Source organism: Pseudomonas capeferrum (genome assembly GCF_000731675.1).
GTDB classification, from domain to species: domain Bacteria; phylum Pseudomonadota; class Gammaproteobacteria; order Pseudomonadales; family Pseudomonadaceae; genus Aquipseudomonas; species Aquipseudomonas capeferrum.
The window spans coordinates 136,594-161,309 of record NZ_JMIT01000005.1; the positions used below are offsets into that span (position 1 = coordinate 136,594).

The following is a 24,716-nucleotide window of genomic DNA, read 5'->3' on the forward strand; positions in this document are numbered from 1 at the left end:
TGAGAGATTGAAGGTTTGTTCCAGGCCGCAGATCGGGATCCTGTGGGAGCGGGCTTGCCCCGCGAAGGGCCGCACAGCGGCCCCCGCTAACAGACTGGCCCAGTCAGTGCCTTCTGTTCCGAGCAAGCTCGATGTCATCCATGATCGCCTTGGCAAACGCACTCAGGTAATCCGCAGCACCGAGCAGCTTATGGTCATCCTCCATATCCCCTTCGCGCACCAGGTGCTTGATGTACCCCAGCAGTACCGAAACCTGCTCATAGGCATGCTCGAACGGCACACCAGGCATCACCCGGAACAGATGGCTGGGCTGTTCACCAGCCTCGCAGAAGGTCTTGGCGCCCACCGTAACGTTTGCTTGTCTATCGTCGCTCATCGCACTACGCCCTCCTTCACATACGCGCCAGCGCGTGCTCGATCAACGCGTGGGCTGTATCGGCGGAATGGATTGCATTGGCCAGCATGTGCAGGCCCGGCTCACCGGTATGGATGCGGCGGTACTCGTCGACGGTTTCTGAGATACCCAGCAGCATCTCGCTGGCGACAGACAAGGCGTCGAGCGGAATCAAATCGGGGTGGATGGAGGAATAGAGGGTGTTGAACAGTTTAAGGCGGGGTGGATCGGGGACTATTTTGTTCATGATTCAACTCGATAGTGATGGGAAAGCCACCAACCTCGTTTCCACACGAATGGAGGCAGCTGAACGCGGGGTGGAAAACCGGTCATCGAGCAACCCGGTAGGCCAAACGGCCTCCCGCGCACAGCCGCCATAACGGCATGTCGATCGATGACTACCAGGGTTTCCACACCCCCATCGCTGAACCGTTCAGCGACCCAACGAGCCTACGGACCGGGGCTCACAGGGGCAATCAGACGCGATTCGACAGACTGCGTAGGGTATTTCCTGCGGATTCGTAGAGTAAGCAGGAAATGGCCCATAGCCATGTAGGCAATTTCCGCATACCTATCATTTTTGCCAGTAGCCAGCCGCTCCACTCCTGACCAATATCCTGTTATAGGCCCATCAGCGGTGACTGATAACAGGAGCGCTTCATGAAAAACCAGGCGAACGCTACACAGTTTTTCTACCGGAACGGAAAGCTCATCACCGTGCAAACAAACCAGAACCGTCGGGCGATCTTTCAGGCTAAGGGGATACCCCTTGCAGAACTGTGTAGTGAACACGCCAGGCTGCTGGCCACCGAAGAGAAAGGCTCCATATTGCAGACAGACACTAGGGAAGATGATTCTCTGGCCTACACAGCCTATGGCCACGCGTCAAACTTAAGCAGGCTGCAAACCTTGCTTGGTTTTAACGGCGAACCATTCGAGGCGGTGTCAGAAAACTATTTACTTGGCCCCGGCTACCATCGAAGCTTTAGCCCAAGGCTTATGCGTTTTCAGTCACCTGACGACCTCAGCCCATTCTACAAGGGGGGGCTTAATGCTTATACATATTGCGTTGGCGACCCGATTAATAATATAGACCCTTCTGGGAAATCCTTTGTGAAATGGTTAAAAAACACGTTTAGCCATAGAGTCGAAAGAAAAATATCACGCATAACGGCTTTCAACGAAAAAGTCAAAAATAGAAACGAAGCACTCAATGAGATCATTAACAATCCTCACTACCTCAAGAACAATAAGCCCGTACCGGCCACTTCTCAGAACCTTATGCACCTTGCCGAGATAAGCGCCAACATCAAAACAATGAAGAGCACTTTAAAATCTCCTACACCACTATCCACGAAGGATATCAATTACGCGCGAAAGCACAAAATGAGAATCAATATCTCAGACTCCAGATTGGAAGCTGAGTACTCAAACGCCCTAATCTTTATAGACAGTCTCAATCAAAATAATAGAATGTCTAATACATCAAAAGCCATTCGACAACCGCCTGAAAACCCTACGATAGGCGTCCCACCCGAGAGAAACAGGGACAGGTTTGGGTATAACCCTGACAATTGAGTTATTCAAACTTCCGCATAACATGCTAAAGGGATCGACGTCATGTTTAATTCCTTAAGTAACTCACTCTTCATGTACCGAGGCGGCAAGCTCGTTACCGTGAAGCAGGGCAAGCATCATCGCACCATCTTCCGCAGCGCGGAGATACCACTGGCCGAGCAGCAAAGGGGTGGCACGCCAGGCATCGGGCTACTGGCAACCGATGACAAGGGTTCCGTTCTCAAAGTGCAAGCCGAAGCCGATGTGGAGAATCACTATTACTCAGCCTATGGCGATGCCCCTACACTGCCTTCAGCTCTTACACTCTTGGGATTTAACAGCGAGCTCCTAGAGGCGAACCATCGCTGCCAAATGTTAGGCAATGGCTACCGAGCCTACAGCCCGCAGCTGATGCGCTTCCACTCGCCAGACAGTTGGGCGCCCTTCAATCAAGGTGGGATAAACGGCTACGCCTACTGCAGCGGGGACCCTGTTAACCGGTTCGATCCCAGCGGACACTTTTTTTTACATATCAGGCCCGCCCAGCATCCCATCCTGAAGCCTTCGAAACCCAATTTGCTTAAGCCGAGGCGACTCCCCATCGTGCGAAGCGTAAGGATTGATCACTACGAGTCGCTTACCAGGACGACCCTGAGGCCCGGGGGCAAAGGTGAAAATATGGTGACCACGGCTGAGACTTCGACTCGCAGAACACTCCGAACGACAGAAGTATTCGAGGTGCTTTCCGATCCACAGAGAAGCTCGGCAACCGTCCATGTGACCAGGACAAGCCTAGACAACTACCTCGCGATCAGTAATACCCTACAAAACGCACAAGCAGCTAATGCAATGAGTGCCCCACACAGCACTGTTAGCGCGGCATTCTTGAACAATCTCGAAAATAGCCGCATAGGGCTAACACTCGTTGGAGAAGCGTTATTCCGACGTGCCAATAACCCTCGTGACTTAACGGCCTACCCGCAAGGTCAGTTCAGGGTCAGTGCAGGTGCCTCTGAAATCAGGCGCACGACCAGATAACACAGTGCCCCTCCTATAGAGGGGCACTGTTTCATTGCAGCTAGTTTCTGGGCCTGTTCCGTGGCCACGGTGTGCTGGTCAAGAAGGACTGAATTGCGCGTCAGGCCGCACTGAACGTCTTGTGCGGATCAATCACAAACTTCTTCGGCACCCCAGCATCAAACTCGCCATACCCTTCCGGCGCCTGATCCAGGCTGATCACCTGCACGCCAACCACTTCAGCAATATTGATGCGATCCCACATGATCGCCTGCATCAGCTGGCGGTTGTACTTCATGGTGGGGGTCTGGCCGGTGTGGAAGCTGTGCGATTTCGCCCAGCCCAGGCCAAAGCGGATGCTCAGCGCGCCGATCTTGGCAGCGGCATCTACCGCGCCCGGGTCTTCGGTCACGTACAGCCCTGGGATACCGATGTTGCCGGCAACGCGGGTCACTTGCATCAGCGAGTTCAGCACAGTAGCCGGGGCTTCGTGCTTGGCACCTTCGTGGCCATGGCCGCGTGCCTCGAAGCCGACGGCGTCAACGGCGCAGTCCACTTCCGGCTCACCGAGGATATCGACGATCTGCTCGTGCAGCGGGGTGTCCTTGGACAGGTCGACCACTTCGAAGCCCTGCGACTTGGCGTGTGCCAGGCGCAATGGGTTGAGGTCGCCGACGATGACGCAGGCAGCGCCCAGCAGGCGGGCCGAGGCAGCTGCAGCCAGGCCGACCGGGCCGGCACCGGCAACGTAAACGGTACTGCCTGGGCCAACGCCGGCCGTCACAGCACCGTGGTAGCCAGTCGGCAGAATGTCGGACAGGCAGGTCAGGTCACGGATCTTTTCCATGGCCTTGTCGCGATCCGGCAGTTTCAGCAGGTTGAAGTCAGCGTACGGCACCAGCACGTATTCAGCCTGGCCGCCGGTCCAGTCGCCCATGTCGACATAGCCGTAGGCGCCACCGGCGCGGGCCGGGTTGACGGTGAGGCAGACGCCGGTGTGCATCTCTTTGCACGAGCGGCAGCGGCCGCAGGCGACGTTGAACGGTACCGACACCAGGTCGCCCTTTTTCAGGCGTTCGACGTCACGGCCCAACTCGACGATTTCACCGGTGATTTCGTGGCCCAGCACCAGGCCGACCTGGGCAGTGGTGCGGCCGCGGACCATGTGCTGGTCGGAGCCGCAGATGTTGGTGGAGACCACCTTGAGGATCACGCCGTGCTCGATCTTCTTGCCACGCGGGTCCTGCATTTTCGGGTAGTCGATATTGCGTACTTCGACCTTGCCGGCGCCGAGATATACCACTCCACGATTGCCAGACATGCTCTTACCTCGCTTGGTTTTTATTTATGCAGCGTTGGTTGAAGCGCCGCCATCCATGGGCGGCATGTGTTACTGGAATGCTGGAATTGTGGGCTTGATGGGCATGACGGCGCTGACTGGAAACGACAGAGAGATGCCTTTTTACGGCAGGCGCATTGAGGGAGCCCTTCGCAGGCAAGCTGTCAGCCAACAAGCGCCGACTTGCCAGCAGCTGCAAGTCATTTTTTACAGTCATGCCAAGCGGTTTCAGCGGGGCCACCTGGCATTTCTGCCAGTTGTGCAGCCATTGCGTTGGGACGAAAGTCACTGCTGCCCATTCGCATGCCTGAAACGGTAAGCGGAATGCCCACGGGCTGGCGGCTCCCCCTATAGCTTGGAGTAGCATTCTATGAAAATTGTCGTGAAGACCGATGAAGGTGTTTGTTATCCGAATACCGAACTGGCGCTGCAAATACGCACCGATGATGAAATTCAGGTCGCTTGGACGGACGAACATGCAACACGCTATACGATCGCTCCCGTACAACGGATCATCGTCCCTGAAACGGTTACCCTGGTGACCACCATGAGCCCTGGACGCAGCAGCAGCAAAAGCCAGCCTTTGAATATTGGCGAGCCGCCACTTTCAAACGTGGCACTGCACTTGCGAGCGTCGGACACATGGGAATATGTCCACGACGCGAACGCCATGAAAACGATGGCCACCTTGGCCAATAATGAAAAGTTCGAGTACAAGGGTGAGGCGTACACTGCCTACTTCAGGATTGCCCATCTATGGGTCGACAAAGACTGGTTCGTCTGGCAAATCATCGCTGACAAGCGCTGAATGCCCTGGCTGACAAGTGCAATCGCCGGCTTGCCGGCGATTGAACCCGACGCCACTACAAAACGACAGTCCTGTTGGCGTTCAGGAACACCCGTCGTTCAATGTGGTACCCCACCGCCCGCGCCAGCGTCAGGCATTCGATATCCCGTCCCTTGGCAATCAGGTCCTCGGGGTAATGGCTGTGGTCCACCACTTCGACGCCCTGGGCAATGATCGGCCCTTCGTCGAGGTCGTTGTTGATGTAGTGCGCCGTGGCGCCGACCATCTTCACGCCTTTGTTGTACGCCTGGTGGTAAGGCTTGGCGCCCTTGAACCCTGGCAACAGTGAGTGGTGAATATTGATCGCCCAGCCATCCAGGCGTCGGCACAGCTCGGGCGACAGCACCTGCATGTAGCGGGCAAGGATGACCAGCTCAGCGCCGGACGCCTCGATCACCTGCAACACCTTGCGCTCTTGCCCAGCCTTGTCGTTGGGGTCGAGTGCAAAGTGGTAATAGGGGATCTTGTGCCAGTGCGCCAGTGGCTCCAGGTCGGGGTGGTTGGACACCACCGCGACCACGTCCATGCTCAGTTGGCCAATGCGCTGGCGATACAGCAGGTCGTTCAGGCAGTGGTCGGCCTTGGACACCATGATCACCACCTTGGGGCGGTGGTTGGGCGCGGTCAGCTCGAAGGCCATGCCGAACGCTTCACTGCGCTCGGCGAGGCCGGCACGAAAGCCGACCTCGTCAAAATCGTCCGGCTGGCGGAATTCGACGCGAATGAAGAAGCGCCCCGACTGCCGGTCATCGAAGGAGTGGTGCTCCGTCACGTAGCAGCGCTGCTCGAAGAGGTAACGCGTCACCACGTCGACGGTACCGAGCATGCTCGGGCAGTCGGCGGTGAGAATCCAGGTATCCGGTGCCCGACTCATGTCTTTCTCCTTAGGCTTCGATGCTCAGACCGTATTCGGCCGAAGCGTCCTGCAGCCACAGCCACCAGTAATCGGCAAAGCTGCGGCGAATCACCAGTTCCCAGGTGTCTTCGGCGGTGCGGCGGATCACCAGTTGCGACTTGGCGAATACGGTGCCGACAGCCTTGCCCACCGGGAAGTTGTTCGGGTGCACATCATAGCTGGTGGACTTCATCAGCACTTCGCGCACATTCGGGCCGCGCAGTTCCAGCAGGCTCTGCCCACCGCTGACGTTGACCACCTGGATGTGCAGGCCTTCGAGGGCCGCGCGCAGTTTTTGCTCGACGGCGAACTCCTGGCCGCCCGGGACGATCAGCAGCCACTCGTCGGGGCCCATCCACTGCAGCGACATCTCGTTGTTGGCGACCACGGTCAGGGCGACCGGCAGCTCCAGGCCCAAGGCCTTGTGCACGCCTGCGGCAAAGGCCGGATCATGGCCGTCGCCGCGCAGGGTCAGGTGGCCGAGGAATTTCTTTTCACGCAGGGTCACACCTGCGTTCTTGCGGCCCTTGCCAACCAGGCTGGCCAGGTCGGCGTGGTGCAGCGGCGACTGGGCCTTGGCTTCGGCGCCGGGGTTTTGCTGGAAGACGTTGATAGCGCTCATTTCTTACCTGCCTTGAATTCTGTTGTCCGTAAGACCAGAGGTCAGATGCAATGCCCGAATGCTAATGGGGGCCCAGTGGGAGCGGGCTTGTCCCGCGAAGAGGGCGGTGAGGCCACCAGCGCATTCGCGGGGCAAGCCCGCTCCCACAAGGTTTGCATTCCAATTCAGGCCTACCGGTGGGCCTTAGACGTTCTGCCGCTCACCCTTCGGATCGAAGAACACCGAAGACACGATCTCCGCCTCGATCACGCTGCCGTCGGCCTGCGGCGAGAACACACGCTCGCCCATGCGCTTGAGGCCGCCCTTGACCACACCCATGGCGAACGAATAGCCCAGGGAGTTGGCTGCGTAGCTGGAGGTAACGTGGCCGACCATGTCCATCGGGATCGGTTGCTTGGGGTCGAACACCAGCTGAGCACCTTCCGGCAGCCACTGGGTCGGGTCCACAGGCTTGAGGCCGACCAGTTGCTTGCGGTTGTCGCGCAGGCAGTCTTCGCGGTTCATGCCACGCAGGCCGATCCACGAGAACGGCTTGTTGCGGCCCACGCACCAGCTCATGTTGAGGTCGTCCGGGTTCATCGAGCCGTCCGTGTCCTGGCCAACGATGATGAAGCCCTTCTCGGCACGCAGTACGTGCATGGTCTCGGTGCCATACGGGGTCAGGTTGTATTGCTTGCCTGCCTCGATGATCTTTTCCAGTACGCCCATGGCGTAGTTGGCCTGCACGTTGACTTCGTACGACAGCTCACCGGTGAACGAGATACGGAACACCCGGGCCGGTACGCCGCCAACAGTGCCTTCCTTCCAGGTCATGAACGGGAAGGCGTCCTTGTCCAGGTCGATGTCGTCGGTCAGCGCGCTCAGCAGCTTGCGGCTATTGGGGCCGGACAGGGTCATGGTCGCCCAGTGGTCGGTGACCGAGGTGAAGTACACCTTCATCTCTGGCCATTCGGTCTGGTGGTACAGCTCCAGCCACTGCAGCACACGGGCGGCGCCGCCGGTGGTGGTGGTCATGTAGAAGTGGTTGTCGCCAACGCAGGCAGTGACGCCGTCGTCGAAGACCATACCGTCTTCCTTGCACATCAGGCCGTAACGGGCCTTGCCCACGTCGAGCTTGGTCCAGGCGTTGCTGTAGATGCGGTTGAGGAACTCGCGTGCATCCGGGCCCTGGATGTCGATCTTGCCCAGGGTCGAGGCGTCGAGCAGGCCCACGCTGTCGCGCACAGCCTTGCACTCGCGGGCCACGGCGGCGTGGATGTCTTCACCGGCTTTGGGGAAGTACCACGGGCGCTTCCACTGGCCGACGTCTTCGAACTCGGCGCCGTTCTTCACGTGCCAGCCATGCAGGGCGGTGAAGCGCACAGGCTCGAACAGGTGGCCACAGTGCCGGCCCGCTACCGCACCGAAGGTCACCGGCGTGTAGTTCGGGCGGAACATGGTGGTGCCCATCTCCGGAATGGTGATGCCGATCGAACGGGCGGCGATGGCCAGGCCGTTGATGTTGCCCAGCTTGCCCTGGTCGGTACCGAAGCCCAGCGCGGTGTAGCGCTTGACGTGCTCGACCGACTCGAAGCCTTCACGGGTAGCCAGTTCGATACCGGCGGCGGTCACGTCGTTCTGCTGGTCGACGAACTGCTTCGGCCCCTTGGTGCCCTTGTCGTGCGGCACCTGGAACAGCGCCACGGTGGCCTCTTCCTTGCGTGCCACGGTTTTCGGCAGGGTGCCGGCAGTGGCCTTGAAGCCGGCTTCGGTGGCTGCGCGCACGCCGCCTTCGAAGCCGTCGGCAATCACATCACCGAGGGCATAGATGCCGTGGATACCGCCGACGCACACGCGTTTCTGCGGTGCATCACCCGGCACGAAGCCGAGGATGTCTTCACGCCATACCGGGCGACCGCCCAGGTGCGAAGCCAGGTGGACGATCGGGCTGTAGCCGCCGGAGGTAGCGATCAGGTCGCACTCAAGGGTTTCGCCAGGGCTGGTGACTTTATGTGCCTGCACGTCGATGGCGGCCACGCGGGCGCCGGTCACGTGCTTGCTGCCCTTGGCCTCGACCACGGCGCTGGAGGTGAGGATGCGGATGCCCTTGGCACGTGCTTCCTCGACCAGCGAACCGCGCGGGTTGTGGCGGGCGTCGGCGATGGCGACCACTTGCAGGCCAGCGTCGTGCCAGTCCAGCGCGGCGCGGTAGGCGTGGTCGTTGTTGGTCGACAGCACCAGCTTGCGGCCCGGGGCCACGCCGTAGCGGCGCACGTAGGTGGAGACAGCACCGGCCAGCATGTTGCCCGGCACGTCGTTGTTGCCGTACACCAGCGGGCGCTCGTGTGCGCCAGCGGCCAGTACCACACGGCCGGCACGCACACGGTGCACGCGGTGACGCACCTGGCCGATCGGGGCGCGGTCACCGAGGTGGTCGGTGAGGCGCTCGTGGATGGTCAGGAAGTTGTGGTCGTGGTAGCCGTTGACCGTGGCGCGTGGCAGCAGGGTCACTTCCGGCAGGCTTTCCAGCTCTTTGACGATGCTGCTCACCCACTCGGCGGCAGGCTTGCCGTCGAGGGTCTCGCGGCTGTCGAGCAGGCTGCCACCGAACTCTTCCTGCTCGTCGGCGAGGATCACCCGCGCACCGCTGCGGGCAGCGGCCAGGGCGGCAGCCAGGCCAGCAGGGCCAGCACCGACGATCAGCACGTCGCAGTGCTGGTTCATGTAGTCGTAGCTGTCCGGGTCGTTCTGCAGCGGTGCACGGCCAAGGCCTGCCGCCTTGCGGATGTACTTCTCGTAAGTCATCCAGAACGATTTCGGGTACATGAAGGTTTTGTAGTAGAAGCCCGGCGGCATCATGCTGCCGCCGACCTTGCCGAGGATGCCCATGACGTCATTGTTGACGTTCGGCCAGCCGTTGGTGCTGGTGGCGACCAGGCCGGCGTAAAGCGCCTGCTGGGTGGCACGCACGTTAGGGATCTGGGTGGCTTCGCTGGAGCCGATCTGCAGGATGGCGTTCGGCTCTTCGGTACCGGCGGCGATGATGCCGCGCGGGCGCGAGTACTTGAAGCTGCGGCCGACGATATCGACGCCGTTGGCCAGCAGCGCGGCGGCCAGGCTGTCACCGGCATAACCCTGGTAGGTCTTGCCGTTGAAGGTGAAGTTCAGGACCTTGCTGCGGTCGATACGGCCGCCGCTGGCGAGGCGATAGGTCTGGCTCATACTTTTTCCCCTTGGCCTTTGACGGTCGACGGTGCGCTGTTCTGCTTGCCGTTGGCGGTCACCTGCGGCTTCTCGCCAATCTTGTAGGTTTCCAGAATCTCGTAGGTCACGGTGTCACGGGTGACGTTGAAGTACTGACGGCAGCCGGCAACGTGGTCCCACAGTTCATGGTGAATACCGCGCGGGTTGTCGCGGAAGAACATGTAGGTGCCCCACTCTTCGTCGGAGCAGGCGGCAGGGTCCAGCGGGCGGGCGATGTGCGCCTGGCCGGAGGCGTGGAACTCTTCTTCGGAGCGCAGCTCGCCGCAGTGGGGACAGAAAATATGCAACATGACGGTGTCTCCGGTTAGTGGGCGACGGCGGCGGCGCCGTGTTCGTCGATCAGTGCGCCGTTGTAGAAACGGTCCATGGAGAACGGCGCAGCCAGCGGGTGCATCTCGCCTTTGGCCAGGCTTGCGGCAAAGACGTTGCCCGAACCCGGGGTCGCCTTGAAGCCGCCGGTGCCCCAGCCGCAGTTGAAGAACATGTTCTTGACCGGGGTCTTGGAGATGATCGGGCAGGCGTCCGGCGAGGTGTCGACGATGCCGCCCCACTGGCGGTTCATGCGTACGCGCGAGAGGTTGGGGAACATCTCGACGATCGCCTGCAGGGTGTGCTCGATCACCGGGTACGAACCGCGCTGGCCGTAGCCGACCCAGCCGTCGATACCGGCGCCGATCACCAGGTCGCCCTTGTCGGACTGGCTGATGTAGCCGTGCACCGCGTTGGACATGATCACGCTGTCGATGATCGGTTTGATCGGCTCGGACACCAGTGCTTGCAGCGGGTGCGATTCCAGCGGCAGGCGGAAGCCGGCCAGCTTGGCCATGTGCCCGGAGTTACCGGCAGTGACCACACCGACGCGCTTGGCGCCGATGAAGCCTTTGTTGGTTTCCACGCCGATGACCGCGCCGTTTTCCTTGCGGAAACCGATCACTTCGGTCTGCTGGATCAGGTCGACGCCCAGGGCATCGGCGGCACGGGCGTAACCCCAGGCCACGGCGTCGTGACGGGCGACGCCACCACGGCGCTGAACGGTAGCGCCGAGGATCGGGTAGCGGGTGTTCTTGGAGCAGTCCAGGTACGGGATTTCGGCTGCGACCTGGGCGGTGTTCAGCAGTTCGCCATCGACACCGTTGAGGCGGTTGGCACTGACGCGGCGCTCGGAGTCACGAATGTCCTGCAGGGTGTGGCACAGGTTGTAGACGCCGCGCTGAGAGAACATCACGTTGTAGTTGATGTCCTGGGACAGGCCTTCCCACAGTTTCATGGCGTGCTCGTACAGCTGCGCCGACTCGTCCCACAGGTAGTTGGACCGCACGATGGTGGTGTTACGGGCGGTGTTGCCGCCGCCCAGGTAACCTTTCTCGATCACCGCGACGTTGGTGATGCCGTGTTCCTTGGCCAGGTAGTAGGCCGTGGCCAGACCATGGCCGCCACCGCCGACGATGACCACGTCGTAGACCTTTTTAGGGGTCGGCGTGCGCCACATGCGCTGCCAGTTTTCGTGGTGGCTGAGGGAGTGCTTGAAGAGGCCGAAGCCCGAGTAGCGTTGCATGGTCGTTTACTCCACTCAGCGGTAAACAGGGAAGTCTGCGCACAGGGCGGCGACGTTCTTCGCCACATCGGCTTCAACGTCGGCATCACCGAGGTTGTCGAGGATGTCGCAGATCCAGCCAGCCAGGGCCACACACTGGGCGACTTTGAAGCCGCGGGTGGTGACAGCCGGGGTGCCGATGCGCAGGCCCGAGGTGACGAACGGTGACTGCGGGTCGTTGGGCACGGCGTTCTTGTTGACGGTGATGTGCTCTCGGCCCAGGGCGGCGGCGGCATCTTTACCGGTGAGGCCCTGGCGGATCAGGCTGACCAGGAACAGGTGGTTGTCGGTGCCGCCGGACACCACGTCGTAGCCGCGGTCGATGAACACCTGGGCCATGGCCTGGGCGTTTTCGATGACCTGCTGCTGGTAGCGCTTGAACTCAGGCTCCAGCGCTTCCTTGAAGCACACGGCCTTGGCGGCGATGACGTGCATCAGCGGGCCACCCTGGGCGCCGGGGAATACGGCAGCGTTGAGCTTCTTCTCGATCGCTTCGTTGGACTTGGCCAGGATCAGGCCGCCACGTGGACCGCGCAGGGTCTTGTGGGTGGTGGTGGTGACCACGTCGGCGTACGGCAGCGGGTTGGGGTACAGGCCAGCGGCAACCAGGCCGGCGACGTGGGCCATGTCGACGAACAGCAGCGCACCGACCTTGTCGGCGATGGCGCGAAAGCGTGGGAAGTCGAGGGTTTTGGAGTAGGCCGAGAAGCCGGCAACGATCATCTTTGGCTTGTGCTCGACCGCCAGGCGCTCGACTTCGTCGTAGTCGATCAGGCCGGTGTCGGTGTTGATGCCGTACTGCACAGCGTTATACAGCTTGCCCGAAGACGACACCTTGGCGCCGTGGGTCAGGTGGCCGCCGTGGGCCAGGCTCATGCCCAGGATGGTGTCACCGGCCTGCAGCAGGGCCAGGTAGACCGCGCCGTTGGCGGAAGAGCCAGAGTGCGGCTGGACGTTGGCGAAGTCGGCACCGAACAGCTGCTTGGCGCGCTCGATGGCCAGCGCTTCGACTTTGTCGACGTGCTCGCAGCCGCCGTAGTAGCGCTTGCCTGGGTAGCCTTCGGCGTATTTGTTGGTCAGGCCGCTGCCCTGGGCCTGCATGACGCGCTTGCTGGTGTAGTTCTCCGAGGCGATCAGCTCGATGTGATCTTCCTGGCGCTGTTCTTCGGCATTCATCGCCGCCAGCAGTGCGTCGTCGTAACCCTGGATCTGGTCTTGCTTGCTGAACATCTTGTTGTCTCCCGGCAGCGATCGTTTCTTGTCTGTAAGGCACTGTGGCCCTTTGTGGCGATGGTATGACTGGCCGGGGTGGGTCAGATGCCTGCGCACGCCTTGCAATGGCGCGTTTACGACATTGGCTTTGTGTTGCTGTTGCCGGCCGCTTCGCGGGGCAAGCCCGCTCCCACATTGATTGCTGTATGCAGGACTATTGTGGAAGCGGGCTTGCCCCGCGAAGAGGCCGACACAGATCCGACTGAAAGCAGGTTGTATAGGCAACTGCTGAATCGATGGTTTAGAGTGCAGTTCTGCGTCGTTCACAGGACCGTGTCATGACAGATAAGAGCCAACAATTCGCCAGCGACAACTATTCCGGCATCTGCCCCGAAGCCTGGGCCGCCATGGCCAAGGCCAACATGGGCCACGACCGCGCCTATGGCGACGACCAGTGGACCGAGCGGGCCGCCCAGTACTTTCGCGAGCTGTTCGAAACTGACTGCGAAGTGTTCTTCGCCTTCAACGGCACCGCCGCCAACTCCTTGGCCCTGGCCTCGCTGTGCCAGAGCTACCACAGCGTGATCTGCTCCGAGACCGCCCACGTCGAGACCGACGAATGCGGCGCGCCAGAGTTTTTCTCCAACGGCTCCAAGCTGCTGACGGCGGCCAGCGTCAACGGCAAGCTGACCCCGCAATCGATTCGTGAGGTCGCCCTCAAGCGCCAGGACATCCACTACCCCAAGCCACGCGTGGTGACCATCACCCAGGCCACCGAAGTGGGCACCGTGTACCGCCCCGATGAGCTCAAGGCGATCAGCGCCACCTGCAAGGAGCTGGGCCTGAACCTGCACATGGATGGCGCGCGCTTTACCAATGCCTGCGCGTTCCTCGGTTGCAGCCCGGCAGAGCTGACCTGGAAGGCCGGCGTCGATGTGCTGTGCTTTGGCGGCACCAAGAACGGCATGGCGGTGGGTGAGGCGATCCTGTTCTTCAATCGCGACCTGGCCGAGGACTTCGACTACCGCTGCAAGCAGGCCGGGCAACTCGCCTCGAAGATGCGCTTCTTGTCAGCGCCCTGGGTCGGGCTGCTGGAAGACGGCGCCTGGCTGCGCCATGGCAACCACGCCAACCACTGCGCACAGTTGCTGGCCTCGCTGGTGAGTGACTTGCCGGGGGTTGAGCTGATGTTCCCGGTGGAGGCCAACGGGGTGTTCCTGCAGATGCCAGAGCCTGCGATCGAGGCGTTGCGCGGCAAGGGCTGGCGCTTCTACACCTTTATTGGTAGCGGCGGGGCGCGGTTCATGTGCTCGTGGGACACCGAAGAGGAACGGGTGCGTGAGCTGGCGGCGGATATTCGCAGCATCATCACCGCCTGACAGGCCGCATTCGCGGGGCAAGCCCGCTCCCACAGCGCTGTACTTGTGGGAGCGGGCTTGCCCCGCGAAGAAGCCAACACCGATCTAGAGCCTGAACCCACCCATCTGCCGCGCCAGGTCATCGGCCAAACCACGCAAAGCCTGGCACTCCTCACGGCACCCTTGCACCTCAGCCGCCGTCTCCCGCGCCAGGTCGGAAATCCCCTGCACCGTGCGGTTGATCTCCTCAGTTACCGCCGACTGCTCTTCAGTCGCGGTGGCCACCTGATGGTTCATGTCACTGATATGTTCCACCTGATCGGTAATCGCCCCCAGTGACGCCCCGGTGCGCTGGCTCGATTCCACGCCACTGCCGGTCGCCTGCTGCCCCGCCTGCATCGAGCTCACCGCCGAACCCGCGCCCTGCTTCAGGCGTTGGATCATCTGCTGCACTTCATCGGTAGACAGCTGCGTGCGCCGCGCCAGCGTTCGCACTTCGTCGGCCACCACGGCAAAGCCGCGCCCCATTTCCCCTGCCCGCGCAGCCTCGATGGCCGCATTCAGCGCCAACAGGTTGGTTTGCTCGGAAATACTACGGATCACTGCTAGAACTTCATCGATCGAGGCGACTTCGTCGGCCAACTGCTCCACCGCATCCGCCGCCTTGCCGATATCCCCCGACATACCCTCGATGCCCTGAATCGAACGGCGCACCACTTCACGCGCCTGCAAGGCCTCATCACGCGCCGACTGCGAGGCCTGCGCCGCATCACCGGCATTGCGGGCAATGTCCTGCACCGTCAGCCCCATTTCGTGCACAGCGGTGGCCACCATCTCGGTCATTTCCTGCTGCCGTCCGGAACGTTCGGCGGTGTTGTCCACCACCTGGGTCACCTGCTCGACGGCCAGGTGCAGCCGTTCGGTGGTACGCAGCACCTCGCCGATCAACCCGCGCTGGCTGTCGAGAAAACGATTGAAGCCCCGCGCCAGGTCACCCAGCTCGTCCTGGCGCGAATCATCCAGGCGATGGCTGAGGTCACCGGCGCCACTGCCGATCTGCACCAGCGCGGCAGTGACCCGGCGGATAGGCCGCACCAGCCCACGTGCCAGCAACACCACCAGCAACAATGACAGCAGCGCCACGCCGCCACCGATCAACGTGGTCAGCCATACCGCCTGACGCATCTGCGCGTAGATCTCGGCCTCCGGCACCTCGGCGACCAAAGTCCAGTTCAGGTCGCGCAGTGGCAGGCCCAACGCCAGATAATCTTCGCCATCGCGCTGGAAGCGGCTGGTGCGCAGGCCCGGCTCACCATTCATCACCGCCTTGGCGGCGTGCGCATCGAGCTGATCGACCAGCTGGCGCTTGCCGCTGAAGGCGTTGTCCGGGTGCACCTGGATCAACCCATCGTTGCGCACCAGAAACACCTTGCCGTGCTCGCCAAAGCTGAAGTCATGGATCAGTTTCGACAGCTCGGCCATGCGCAGGCCCATGCCGGCGACGCCAACCAGCTTGCCGTCCTTTTCCACGCGATAGTCGATGAACAGCGCCAGCTCGCCGGTGGCACCGTCGATGTCGATATTGATCAGGCGCTCGGCGCCACTGTCGATGTAGCCGTAGAACCACTTGTCCTTGGGGTTGGCACGGCTGAGGGTGCGGTCCAGGCCATTCTCGTTGTAGTAATGGCCGGTTTCGGTAGCGGCGAACAACGTGGTGAAGGCCTTGTTGCGCTGTTTGGCGGCGTCGAGGTATTCGATGAAGCGCGGTGCTTGCGCAGGGTCTTCGCCCGCAGCAAGCCAGTCGCGCAGCAGGGTGTTGCCGGCAATGTCGGCCGCAGCCACCAGCGGCTGGCCGAGCATGCGCTCGATGTCGTTACGGATGGCTTCGACACTGGCCGGCAGCGCCGTGTCGACCAGGTAGCGTTCGGTCAGGCGGTTGAACGCCACCGTGAAGATGATCACCACTACCAGGATGCTCGCCAGCAGGGCCGCGCCCATGCTTGCGATCAATTGCCACTGGATGCTTCGCCGCCAGATACGCATGCCCTTGCTCCCCGCCAATTATTGTTTTGCGGGAAGTGTATACACTTACGTATCCAGTTATTCCAGTGATCTGGGACATTGCTTGGGGACCTTGGGGCCGCTGTGCGGCCCCAGGTGCCCATCAGGACTCGGCAATAGTCCGAACGATCGCGTCCACCGTGGCGTCGATCTGCGCCTGGGTGCGCGCAAGCGTCTGCTGATGCTCCTTCTGCAGCTCAACCTGCTTGGAGCACAGGTTCAGGGCAGCCAGCACCAGCAGTTTGTCGCCGATCAAGGTCGGGTACGAACGCTTGGTCTCGGCCAAGGCGGTGTTGAGCATTCGCACCGCCTGCGCCAAGGTTTCTTCCTGACCTTCAGGCGCCTTGATCGAATAGTCGCTGCCAAGGATCGACACGACATTGACCGGCTGCGCATTCAGGCTCATGCGTTGACGACACCCGCACTGGCGCGATCAACCAGCGCCTGGATGCGCGCGGCAGTGGCGCCGTTCTTTTCTTCCTGCTCCATCAGCGACAGCTGCAGGGTTTCGTTTTCTTCCTTGGCCTGGGCCAGTTGCTGGCCGAGGGTGGTGTTCTGCTCGGTGAGTTGAGCGTTTTTATGCATCAGGTCGCTGACCAGTTGCTCGATTTGATTCAGGGAGGCTTCAAGCATGGGGTCTATCTCAGGTTGTTGCAGAGGGCGCACACGATAAAGAAAAGTGTCGGCCCTCGCCATTAAATATCGGATTCTTAAGGTTTCTGCTGCGCAGATTGACAGGGTATCGGCCCGCTTGTTCCGACCTGGGTCAACCGCCGGTCAGGAAAAAGTTAGCGCGCTCACAAATTTCACCGGTCTCGCTCAAGACTGACCAGTCACGACCGATAGCCAGGCAAGTCATATTTCGTCGTGCTGTGTGCGACCCTCCCCTGCCTGGATCCCCCCATGTCCCTACGCAACATGAACATCGCCCCGCGCGCGCTGCTCGGCTTCGCGCTGATCGGCCTGCTGATGCTCGGCCTCGGCATTTTCTCGCTTATGCAGATGGGCAACATCCGCCAGGCGGGCGTCGCCATCGAGAGCATCAGCGTGCCCAGCATCAAGATGCTCGACGAACTTACCGCGCTGAACCTGCGCATGCGCACCCTCTCCTATCGGCTGCTGATCAACCGCGAGCCAGAGACCCAGCGCGACACCCTCAACCTGCTGGACCAACGCAACGCCCAGATCGACCGCGCCCGCCAGGCCTACCAGCCGATGATCGGCGCACCCGACGAGCAAGCGGCCTTCGACCAGTACAGCCAGTTGCTCAGTCAATACCGCCAGCTGGAGGCGCGCATGCGCAGCATGAGCCAGGCGGGCCGCACCGACGAGTTGCGCGACCTGCTCAACCGCGACCTGCTGGCCAACTCCGAGCAGATCAACAAGGTCATGGACACCCTGGTGCGCATCAACACCGACCAGACCCGTGCCACCAACGAAACCGCAGCCAGCCAGTATGCTGCCGCCTTCGCCCTGGTCATCGGCCTGTTGATCGCCGCCACCGTGCTGACGCTGCTGTGCGCGTTCCTGCTGACCCGCAGCATCGTCAAGCCGATCGAAGAAGCGCTGCAATGCGCCGAGCAGGTGGCCGACGGTGACCTGACCCACGTCATCCGTGCCGAAGGCACCGACGAAGCCGCCCGCCTGCTGCGCGCCATGGCCCGCATGCAAGACAAGCTGCGCGACACCCTGCAATTGATTGCCGGCTCCGCCACCCAGCTGGCGTCTGCAGCGGAAGAGCTCAATAGCGTCACCGACGAGAGCGCCCGTGGCCTGCAGCAACAGAACAACGAAATCGAACAGGCCGCCACTGCGGTCACCGAGATGACCAGCGCCGTGGAAGAAGTGGCGCGCAACGCGGTGAGCACCTCGCAGGCCTCGGGTGAAGCTAGCCGTTCGGCGGGCGACGGGCGCGACCTGGTGCTGGAAACCGTCGGCGCCATCGAGCGCATGAGCGGCGATGTGCAAGCCACTGCCACGCTGATCACCCACCTGGCCGAGCAATCGCGCGACATTGGCAAGGTGCTGGATGTGATCCGCGGCTTGGCCGACCAGACCAACCTGCTGGCGCTCAATGCCGCGATCGAAGCAGCCCGTGCCGGTGAGGCGGGCCGTGGCTTCGCCGTGGTGGCGGATGAAGTGCGGGCACTGGCCCATCGCACCCAGCAGTCGACCAGCGAAATCGAGCGGATGATCGGTAGCATCCAGGGCGGTACCGAGGAGGCGGTGGCGTCGATGCGTACCAGCACCGAACGCGCCGAGTCGACCCTGAACATCGCCCGTGGCGCGGGCATGGCGCTGGATACCATCGCCGGCGCGGTGGCGCAGATCAACGAGCGTAACCTGGTGATCGCCAGCGCGGCGGAAGAACAAGCACAGGTGGCGCGCGAGGTGGACCGCAACCTGGTGAATATCAATGATCTGTCGGTACAGAGTGCAACCGGGGCGCATCAGACCAGCGCGGCGAGTGCCGAGCTGTCACGGTTGGCGGTGGACTTGAACAACCTGGTGGCCCGCTTCCGCACCTGACAGTACTGGGGCCGCTTTGCGGCCCATTCGCACTCTCATGGCCTGCGGATAACCTGTGAGAGCAACTGCCTTGCTCAAAATTCTAAAACAGCCAGCCCCGTGGGAGCGGGCTTGTCCCGCGAACACGGGCGAAGCCCGTGCCATGCTCCGCGGTGCCTGCTTCGCGGGACAAGCCCACTTCCACAGGGATCATGCTACGCCTTGAGCCTGTGCTGTACTTCGACGCTTTGGCAGCTGCTGTTCTCGCCAGAGCATGCCTGTCCGGATCATCGCGTTAAGCTGCACGCCATGTACAACGAAGATACAAGCGGCGGTGCGGCGATCCGACTTGCCCCGCGAAAGGGCCAACACTGCCACCCAACATCCAGCAAACATTCCCCGCCGCACGCCACTGCCAGCTCACCTAATGTTCCTCTGAATCTTATTTCAGGGGGCATCACATGGAGCGTGCTCAATCCCATCTTCTGCGCCGTGGCCGTTGCTCTCAGCCTGGTGGGTTGTACTTGCTGACTACGGTAACCCATGAGCGCAAGCGGACCTTCACCCACCTTCATCTCGCCCGTGGCGTGATCCAGCAACTCAGACAGGCTGAGCTCGATGGGCATTGCCAATCCCTCGCGTGGGTGGTCATGCCGGACCATGTGCACTGGCTGATCGAGTTACGAAGCGGCACCTTGTGTCGCCTGATGCGCAGATTCAAGTCACGCAGCAGCCATGCGCTTTATCAGCGGGGCATGCGGCGCGAAAACATATGGCAGCAGGGCTACCAGGACCGAGCCTTGCGCCGGGAAGAAAGTGTGCTGCAGGTAGCGAGGTACATCGTTGCCAACCCCATCAGAGCAGGATTGGTTGACCGTGCGGGTGATTATCCGCATTGGGATGCAGTCTGGGTCTGATGCCATTCGCGGGGCAAGCCCGCTCCCACAGGCCTGTGGGAGCGGGTTTAGCTGTGAAGAATCCACACTCTTGAAGCTGGATCAGTAATCGATCCGCACATCTCCTTTAGGCACGCTGCAGCACGACAGGATGTAGCCCTCGGCCTCGTCTTCTTCGGTAATACCGCCGTTGTGCTCCATCTCCACTTCGCCGCCCAGCTTGAGCACCTTGCAGGTGCCGCATATGCCCATGCCGCAGGCCTTGGGGATCATCAGCCCGACCTTCGCCGCTGCCGCATGCACGGTCTCGCCCGGGGCAACGCGGATGCTCTTCTCGCTGCCGATGAACTCCACCAGGTTGAGGTCGGAGACATCCACTTCCGGCGCGTCGGCGGCCTGCTCGGCGTGCTCCACTGCATCGGCCTTGGCCTCTGCCGGCGTCGCGCCGAACGACTCCTCATGGTAGTTCTTCATGTCGAAGCCGACGGCTTCAAGCATGCGCTTGACCGCGCTCATGTACGGCGTCGGGCCGCAGCAGAACACCGTGCGCTCCATGTAGTCGGGCGCGATCAGCTCCATCAGCCGCTGGTTCAGGTACCCGCGGTAACCCGCCCAGGGCTCGCCCAGCCCGTGCTTCTCGCAAATGATGTGCAAGCTGAAGTTGGGGATGCGCGAGGCCATCTGCTCCAGCTCGCGGTGGAAGATGATGTCTTTCGGCGAACGGGCGCTGTGCACGAAGACCATGTCGACATTGGCGTTGGTGTCGTAAAACCAGCGCGCCATGGACATCACCGGGGTGATACCCACACCGCCCGAGAGGTACAGCACCTTGCCCGACGGGAAGTCGATGGCGTTGAACAACCCCACCGGGCCGTGCACCGGCAGCTCTGCGCCTTCGTGCATGGTGTCGTGCAGGTGGTTGGAGACATGCCCGCCTGGCACCCGCTTGACCGTGATCGAGAAGCTGTACGGCACCGACGGCGAACTGGAGATGGTGTAGGAACGCATCACCGGTTTGCCTTCGATCTCAAGTTCCAGGGTGACGAACTGCCCTGGCTTGAAGAAGAACATGATCGGTTGGTCGGCCATGAAGCAGAACGTGCGCACGTCCCAGGTCTCCTGGATGACCTTGACGCAGCGCACGATGTGGCGGCCGTTGGCCCAGGTCTGGGTGGTGACCGGATTGAGGAAGGTATCGGACATGTTCATCTCCAGCAGCCGACAATTGGCCTTTTTATGGCTGCGATAATGCGCAAGCTGAAGGCGACGTACATTCCTGCCTGCGACATCGGCGTACTTATCGCGACCAGCCCCATGCTACAAGGGCTAGGGCGTCGTAATTCAAATCGGCCATGTCGCCCATGGATACGGTTCATGACGCCTTCGGACGCACACTCCACGGCAAAAGAACACGCTGTTTTTTTTACGACAGCCTTGCGGCACCACAACAATGATTAGCCACCTTTTGCCGGCCGCACGCGGCCCCGAGGACCACACGATGGACGTCACCGCAACCCTGAGCCTGGGCGATCCACTGGAAGCAGCACGCAAGGCTACCGCCGAGATGCTGCAGACCCGCGAGCGAACCTACTCGCTGCCCCAGCCTTTCTACACCGACGAGCGTCTGTTCCAGATCGACATGCAGGAGATCTTCCACAAAGAGTGGCTGATCGCTGGCATGACTTGCGAGATTCCGGCCAAAGGCAACTTCATCACCCTGCAGATCGGCAAGAACCCGATCATCGTCATCCGTGGCGCCGAAGGTAAGGTGCATGCCTTCCACAACGTCTGCCGCCATCGCGGTTCGCGCCTGTGCACCAGCGACAAGGGCAAGGTGGCCAAGCTGGTCTGCCATTACCACCAGTGGACCTACGAGCTGGACGGTCGCCTGCTGTTCGCCGGCACCGAGATGGGCGCCGACTTCGACATGAAGGAATACGGCCTCAAGCCGGTGAACGTGAAGGTTGCGGGTGGTTACATCTTCATCAGCCTGGCGGAAAACCCGCCAGCCATCGACGAGTTCCTGGCCACTTTGGAGCATTACATGGAACCGTACGACATGGAGAACACCAAGATCGCGGTGCAGACCCAGTTGCTGGAAAAGGCCAACTGGAAGCTGGTACTGGAAAACAACCGCGAGTGCTACCACTGCAGCGGTTCGCACCCAGAGCTGCTGCAAACCCTGCTGGAGTGGGACGACACCAACGACCCACGCGCCAGCCAGGAATTCAAGGACCACGTGGCCGCCTCTGCCGCCGCCTGGGAAGCCGAGAAGATCCCGTACCTGCACAAGAGCCACGGGCTGCGTAACCGCATCGTGCGCATGCCGCTGCTCAAGGGCACCGTGTCGATGACCATGGACGGCAAGCAGGCCTGCCAGAAGCTGATGGGCCGCATCAAGAACCCGGACCTGGGTTCGATGCGCATCCTGCACCTGCCGCACTCGTGGAACCACTGCATGGGCGACCACCTGATCGTCTTCACCGTGTGGCCGATCAGCGCCCAGGAGACCCTGGTCACCACCAAGTGGCTGGTGCACAAGGATGCCGTCGAAGGCGTCGATTACGACCCGGAGCGCATGCGCAAGGTGTGGGACGCGACCAACGACCAAGACCGCCGCCTGGCCGAAGAGAACCAGCGCGGGATCAACTCCACGGCATACCAGCCAGGGCCTTATTCGAAGACCTATGAATTTGGCGTGGTGAACTTCATCGACTGGTACAGCCAGCGCGTGCTGGAGAACCTGGGGGCGGAGCCTGCGCCGTACTTGAAGGAAGTGCAGGCGCAGTAAGTATCCGTTCACGTGCGGCTAGTGGTGACCCCACTAGCTTGCTCACTGCCTGTTGCGTGTTGCGTCTTGCGTATTGCGCCTTGTCGTATGCTATTTCTCGATTCGGCAGACGGAGAAGCGGCGTCGGACGTCCATCTATTCATCCCGATCATCACAGGGGTACCCTGCAGCCATGGTTTCGCCTGAGCGAGGTCCCAAACCTCCTTTACCGACGTTCCCAGGGAAATCACGGTAAGGGTTGACAATGCCCATGTCTGCCAATCTTTTCCTGGCTCTACCAGGCGACTGATCCCCACTGCGATCCCTGCAACGGCACTGGCGCCACTGACCACCGAAAGCGCCCAATCACTTCGCGATGAGACAGGCAAGAGCCCTACCGTGTCGTTGACAGCGGCTGCTTGTAGGGCCATGCCTCGATGCGCCTGACGTGTTCGCCACATTGATCGAAGCTTCAGACCACTGGTGAAGAAACCCGTTAAGTTGGTAAGAATGCTGAGGATAGGAAACAGGTACTCACTGGCTTCCTGCCCTGTCGGATCGCGGTAGTTGATCGGGTCACCGAGGCAGTATGCATATGCGTTGAACCCACCCGCAGCGAACGGGCTGAGCCGATCTGGCGAGCGAAAGCGCATCAGTTGCGGGCTATAGGCACGATGCCCATTGCCCAGCAGGTAGCAGCCACTGGCTTGATCGAGGTGCGCATCAGAGAATGCCAGCCAAGGTCCAGCATCGGGTTGGAACCCAGCGTAGGGCGTATAGCGTCGATGCGGGGTAGCCTGCCCTCGCAGCACCGAGCGCTGGCGGTCAATTGCCAGCAGTGTGGTACCCGCCATTGCTACGCTCCCCAGGTCATTACCTGCCAGTACGTTAGCAAAGGGTACCTGTAGCGGTAACTGGCAAAAATGTCAGTTGCAGGGCAATGGTTTTCCACAGGCCAGGCGCCTACCTCGTCAGATCAATTTTTGATCAAAACTCTGCAAGCCTTGGCAGGCCTGGGCTGCAGCACTTCCCGAACAACTTGCCCACAGGTTGGCCAACAGACTTTGTGAGCAAGTCCGCCAATTCGCTTAAACACCCTGTGGGTAACTACACCAACCCCTTGAATTGCGGTATTTCTGAAAGCGTTTGCTGAAATTGATCATTATTTGTACGTATCGCTGCAAGGCCCGAAGCTATTGCGCTGCAGCGAAGCACGAACACTTTATCCACACCTTGGCGAACAGATTCCGGGGGTAAAACCCGGACCACCTGACATTTTTGCCAGTTTCCTCAAAACCCCGCTCATGATTGATTGAAAGCAATCATGATGGCAGCAGCACGAGGTCACTTATGCACAGTCGCCTGAAAGGCACTGTGAAGTGGTTCCATGAGGTGAATGGAGTAGGTGTAATAACGGCTGAGGACGGCAGTGGGGACTATTTCGTAGCGCGGTGTGCAATTCTGATGGTGGGCAGGGCGCGGCTACTGGAGGGGGAGCGGGTAAGCTTTGAACCCATAATCGATGGACTGGCCTTTTGGGCATTCAATGTTGCCGAGCTACAGCCTTGAAGGGCCTGTGGGCGCGCCACTCCCACAGGGCCCCTGCTGAATCAATGAGATTAAATGCACGTCAGCGTAGAACGCCTTCCTCAACCAGCAGCTTGAGAATCGCCTCGGCGCCTTCTTGCGGCGATACATCCTTGAGCACCTTGCCCCCGCCGCCGCTGGCCTTGGCCGTGGCCGCCTTCATCCGGTCGGCACCGCTCTTGGCCTTGATCACCTTCAGGCGCTTGGGCCGTGGGCGGGCAGGTTGCAGCTCAGCCTCGCCCAGCAGCTCGTCTTCGACAATGGCCACGTCATGCGCCGCCAGCACACCCCGCCGTGCCGGGCCGAAGGCACTCTGGCGCGGCTTGGGCGCTGCGTTATCCACAGTCGCCAGCAATGGCAGGCGGACCTTGAGGCGACGCCGCTGGCCCCGTGGTAGCGCTTGCAGCACCTGGGCGGTGCCGTTTTCGATGGACTCCACCTCTGCCAGGCCGACGATCAACGGCCAGCCCAGCTTCTCGGCCAGCAGAAACGGCAGCATGCCCGACCCTTCACCGGTTTCCGCCTGGCTGCCAGTCAGTACCAGCTGCGCGCCAGCATCGCGTAAATAGTCGCCGAGCACGCCCAATACATCCGCACCCGCCGGCTGTTCCAGCACGTCCAGGTGCTCCAGGCCCATGCCCAGGTAGGCGCGCAGCGCCTCTTCACGAGGGTCGCCGGCATGTACCACCTGCAAGTTATCCCCAGCCAGCTGCAGACCCAGCTCCACTGCACGCGCGTCCTGCTCGGCGCGGCGGGCGCGCCCGGAGCTTGGGTGGGCACCGATCGAAACCAGGCTGATGACTTTCGTACTCATGC

Annotated in this window: 23 protein-coding genes and 1 pseudogene; 9 read left to right on the forward strand and 15 right to left on the reverse strand. The window is 61.2% G+C overall.

Annotated features, from left to right (window positions below; all coding sequences use genetic code 11):
* Positions 1–103: 103 nt before the first annotated feature.
* Together PC358_RS24725 and PC358_RS24730 are read right to left on the reverse strand one after the other, a co-directional pair.
* On the reverse strand, positions 104–376 hold the full coding sequence (locus PC358_RS24725; RefSeq protein ID WP_033703134.1) for a DUF3077 domain-containing protein: 273 nt from the start codon (positions 374–376) through the stop codon (positions 104–106).
* A gap of 16 nt (positions 377–392) precedes the next feature.
* Entirely contained in the window at positions 393–641 is a 249-nt protein-coding gene (locus PC358_RS24730; RefSeq protein ID WP_033703136.1) for a hypothetical protein, read from the reverse strand.
* A 413-nt stretch (positions 642–1,054) separates the two neighbouring features.
* Between PC358_RS24730 and PC358_RS26690 the strand changes: the two genes are divergently transcribed.
* Entirely contained in the window at positions 1,055–1,972 is a 918-nt protein-coding gene (locus tag PC358_RS26690; protein ID WP_050506180.1) for an RHS repeat-associated core domain-containing protein, read from the forward strand.
* A 72-nt stretch (positions 1,973–2,044) separates the two neighbouring features.
* Entirely contained in the window at positions 2,045–2,989 is a 945-nt protein-coding gene (locus PC358_RS28510) for an RHS repeat-associated core domain-containing protein (RefSeq protein ID WP_420847913.1), read from the forward strand.
* A 100-nt stretch (positions 2,990–3,089) separates the two neighbouring features.
* Here the strand turns inward: PC358_RS28510 and fdhA are convergent, their stop codons facing one another.
* Positions 3,090–4,289 carry a formaldehyde dehydrogenase, glutathione-independent gene (gene fdhA, locus PC358_RS24745; RefSeq protein ID WP_033703138.1) on the reverse strand — a complete coding sequence of 400 codons (1,200 nt, stop codon included), beginning with the start codon at positions 4,287–4,289 and terminating at the stop codon, positions 3,090–3,092.
* Positions 4,290–4,677: 388 nt separating this feature from the next.
* Between fdhA and PC358_RS24750 the strand changes: the two genes are divergently transcribed.
* Positions 4,678–5,115, forward strand: coding sequence for a hypothetical protein (locus tag PC358_RS24750; RefSeq protein WP_033703140.1), 438 nt, complete (start codon positions 4,678–4,680; stop codon positions 5,113–5,115).
* Positions 5,116–5,170: 55 nt separating this feature from the next.
* On the opposite strand, the gene purU is transcribed toward PC358_RS24750, so the two are convergent.
* From purU to PC358_RS24780, 6 genes are all read right to left on the reverse strand, one after another.
* Complete coding sequence (gene purU, locus PC358_RS24755) at positions 5,171–6,028, reverse strand: formyltetrahydrofolate deformylase (protein WP_033703141.1); 858 nt, start codon at positions 6,026–6,028, stop codon at positions 5,171–5,173.
* Between the two features lie 10 nt (positions 6,029–6,038).
* Positions 6,039–6,671, reverse strand: coding sequence for a sarcosine oxidase subunit gamma (locus PC358_RS24760; protein ID WP_033703142.1), 633 nt, complete (start codon positions 6,669–6,671; stop codon positions 6,039–6,041).
* A 183-nt stretch (positions 6,672–6,854) separates the two neighbouring features.
* Entirely contained in the window at positions 6,855–9,872 is a 3,018-nt protein-coding gene (locus PC358_RS24765; protein WP_033703143.1) for a sarcosine oxidase subunit alpha, read from the reverse strand.
* Positions 9,869–10,204: a sarcosine oxidase subunit delta gene (locus PC358_RS24770; protein WP_027594307.1), complete on the reverse strand. Its 336-nt coding sequence runs from the start codon at positions 10,202–10,204 to the stop codon at positions 9,869–9,871. The genes PC358_RS24765 and PC358_RS24770 overlap by 4 nt, the downstream gene beginning before the upstream one ends.
* A gap of 14 nt (positions 10,205–10,218) precedes the next feature.
* A complete protein-coding gene (locus PC358_RS24775) occupies positions 10,219–11,469 on the reverse strand; it encodes a sarcosine oxidase subunit beta family protein (protein ID WP_008089646.1) in 1,251 nt (416 codons plus the stop codon).
* Positions 11,470–11,484: 15 nt separating this feature from the next.
* Positions 11,485–12,738, reverse strand: coding sequence for a serine hydroxymethyltransferase (locus PC358_RS24780; RefSeq protein WP_033703144.1), 1,254 nt, complete (start codon positions 12,736–12,738; stop codon positions 11,485–11,487).
* A gap of 320 nt (positions 12,739–13,058) precedes the next feature.
* On the opposite strand from PC358_RS24780, the gene PC358_RS24785 reads away from it, so the two are divergent.
* The gene (locus tag PC358_RS24785) at positions 13,059–14,099 is read left to right on the forward strand and encodes a threonine aldolase family protein (protein WP_033703145.1); all 1,041 of its coding nucleotides are present in this window, start codon (positions 13,059–13,061) and stop codon (positions 14,097–14,099) included.
* 84 nt (positions 14,100–14,183) lie between these two features.
* Here PC358_RS24785 and PC358_RS24790 read toward each other — a convergent pair whose 3' ends face one another.
* From PC358_RS24790 to PC358_RS24800, 3 genes are all read right to left on the reverse strand, one after another.
* Entirely contained in the window at positions 14,184–16,121 is a 1,938-nt protein-coding gene (locus PC358_RS24790; protein WP_033703146.1) for a methyl-accepting chemotaxis protein, read from the reverse strand.
* Positions 16,122–16,242: 121 nt separating this feature from the next.
* Positions 16,243–16,545: a cell division protein ZapA gene (locus PC358_RS24795; protein WP_033703147.1), complete on the reverse strand. Its 303-nt coding sequence runs from the start codon at positions 16,543–16,545 to the stop codon at positions 16,243–16,245.
* Complete coding sequence (locus tag PC358_RS24800; protein WP_033703149.1) at positions 16,542–16,772, reverse strand: hypothetical protein; 231 nt, start codon at positions 16,770–16,772, stop codon at positions 16,542–16,544. The genes PC358_RS24795 and PC358_RS24800 overlap by 4 nt, the downstream gene beginning before the upstream one ends.
* A gap of 285 nt (positions 16,773–17,057) precedes the next feature.
* On the opposite strand from PC358_RS24800, the pseudogene PC358_RS28515 reads away from it, so the two are divergent.
* The 3 genes and pseudogenes from PC358_RS28515 to PC358_RS24810 form a co-directional block, all read left to right on the forward strand.
* Positions 17,058–17,813: pseudogene (locus tag PC358_RS28515) on the forward strand (MCP four helix bundle domain-containing protein); the annotation flags it as partial.
* Positions 17,805–18,668, forward strand: coding sequence for a methyl-accepting chemotaxis protein (locus PC358_RS28520; protein WP_371925455.1), 864 nt, complete (start codon positions 17,805–17,807; stop codon positions 18,666–18,668). The pseudogene PC358_RS28515 and the gene PC358_RS28520, both read left to right, overlap by 9 nt.
* A 440-nt stretch (positions 18,669–19,108) precedes the next feature.
* Positions 19,109–19,564, forward strand: coding sequence for an REP-associated tyrosine transposase (locus PC358_RS24810; RefSeq protein ID WP_033703151.1), 456 nt, complete (start codon positions 19,109–19,111; stop codon positions 19,562–19,564).
* Positions 19,565–19,645: 81 nt separating this feature from the next.
* On the opposite strand, the gene gbcB is transcribed toward PC358_RS24810, so the two are convergent.
* Entirely contained in the window at positions 19,646–20,746 is a 1,101-nt protein-coding gene (gbcB, locus tag PC358_RS24815; protein WP_033703152.1) for a glycine-betaine demethylase subunit GbcB, read from the reverse strand.
* Between the two features lie 295 nt (positions 20,747–21,041).
* Between gbcB and gbcA the strand changes: the two genes are divergently transcribed.
* Positions 21,042–22,334: a glycine-betaine demethylase subunit GbcA gene (gene gbcA / locus PC358_RS24820; RefSeq protein WP_033703154.1), complete on the forward strand. Its 1,293-nt coding sequence runs from the start codon at positions 21,042–21,044 to the stop codon at positions 22,332–22,334.
* An 8-nt stretch (positions 22,335–22,342) separates the two neighbouring features.
* Here the strand turns inward: gbcA and PC358_RS27610 are convergent, their stop codons facing one another.
* The gene (locus tag PC358_RS27610) at positions 22,343–23,167 is read right to left on the reverse strand and encodes an RHS repeat-associated core domain-containing protein (RefSeq protein ID WP_081874772.1); all 825 of its coding nucleotides are present in this window, start codon (positions 23,165–23,167) and stop codon (positions 22,343–22,345) included.
* 496 nt (positions 23,168–23,663) lie between these two features.
* On the opposite strand from PC358_RS27610, the gene PC358_RS24825 reads away from it, so the two are divergent.
* Positions 23,664–23,882 carry a cold shock domain-containing protein gene (locus tag PC358_RS24825; RefSeq protein WP_033703155.1) on the forward strand — a complete coding sequence of 73 codons (219 nt, stop codon included), beginning with the start codon at positions 23,664–23,666 and terminating at the stop codon, positions 23,880–23,882.
* Positions 23,883–23,943: 61 nt separating this feature from the next.
* On the opposite strand, the gene etfB is transcribed toward PC358_RS24825, so the two are convergent.
* A complete protein-coding gene (etfB, locus tag PC358_RS24830; RefSeq protein ID WP_033703156.1) occupies positions 23,944–24,714 on the reverse strand; it encodes an electron transfer flavoprotein subunit beta in 771 nt (256 codons plus the stop codon).
* Between the last annotated feature and the right edge of the window lie 2 nt (positions 24,715–24,716).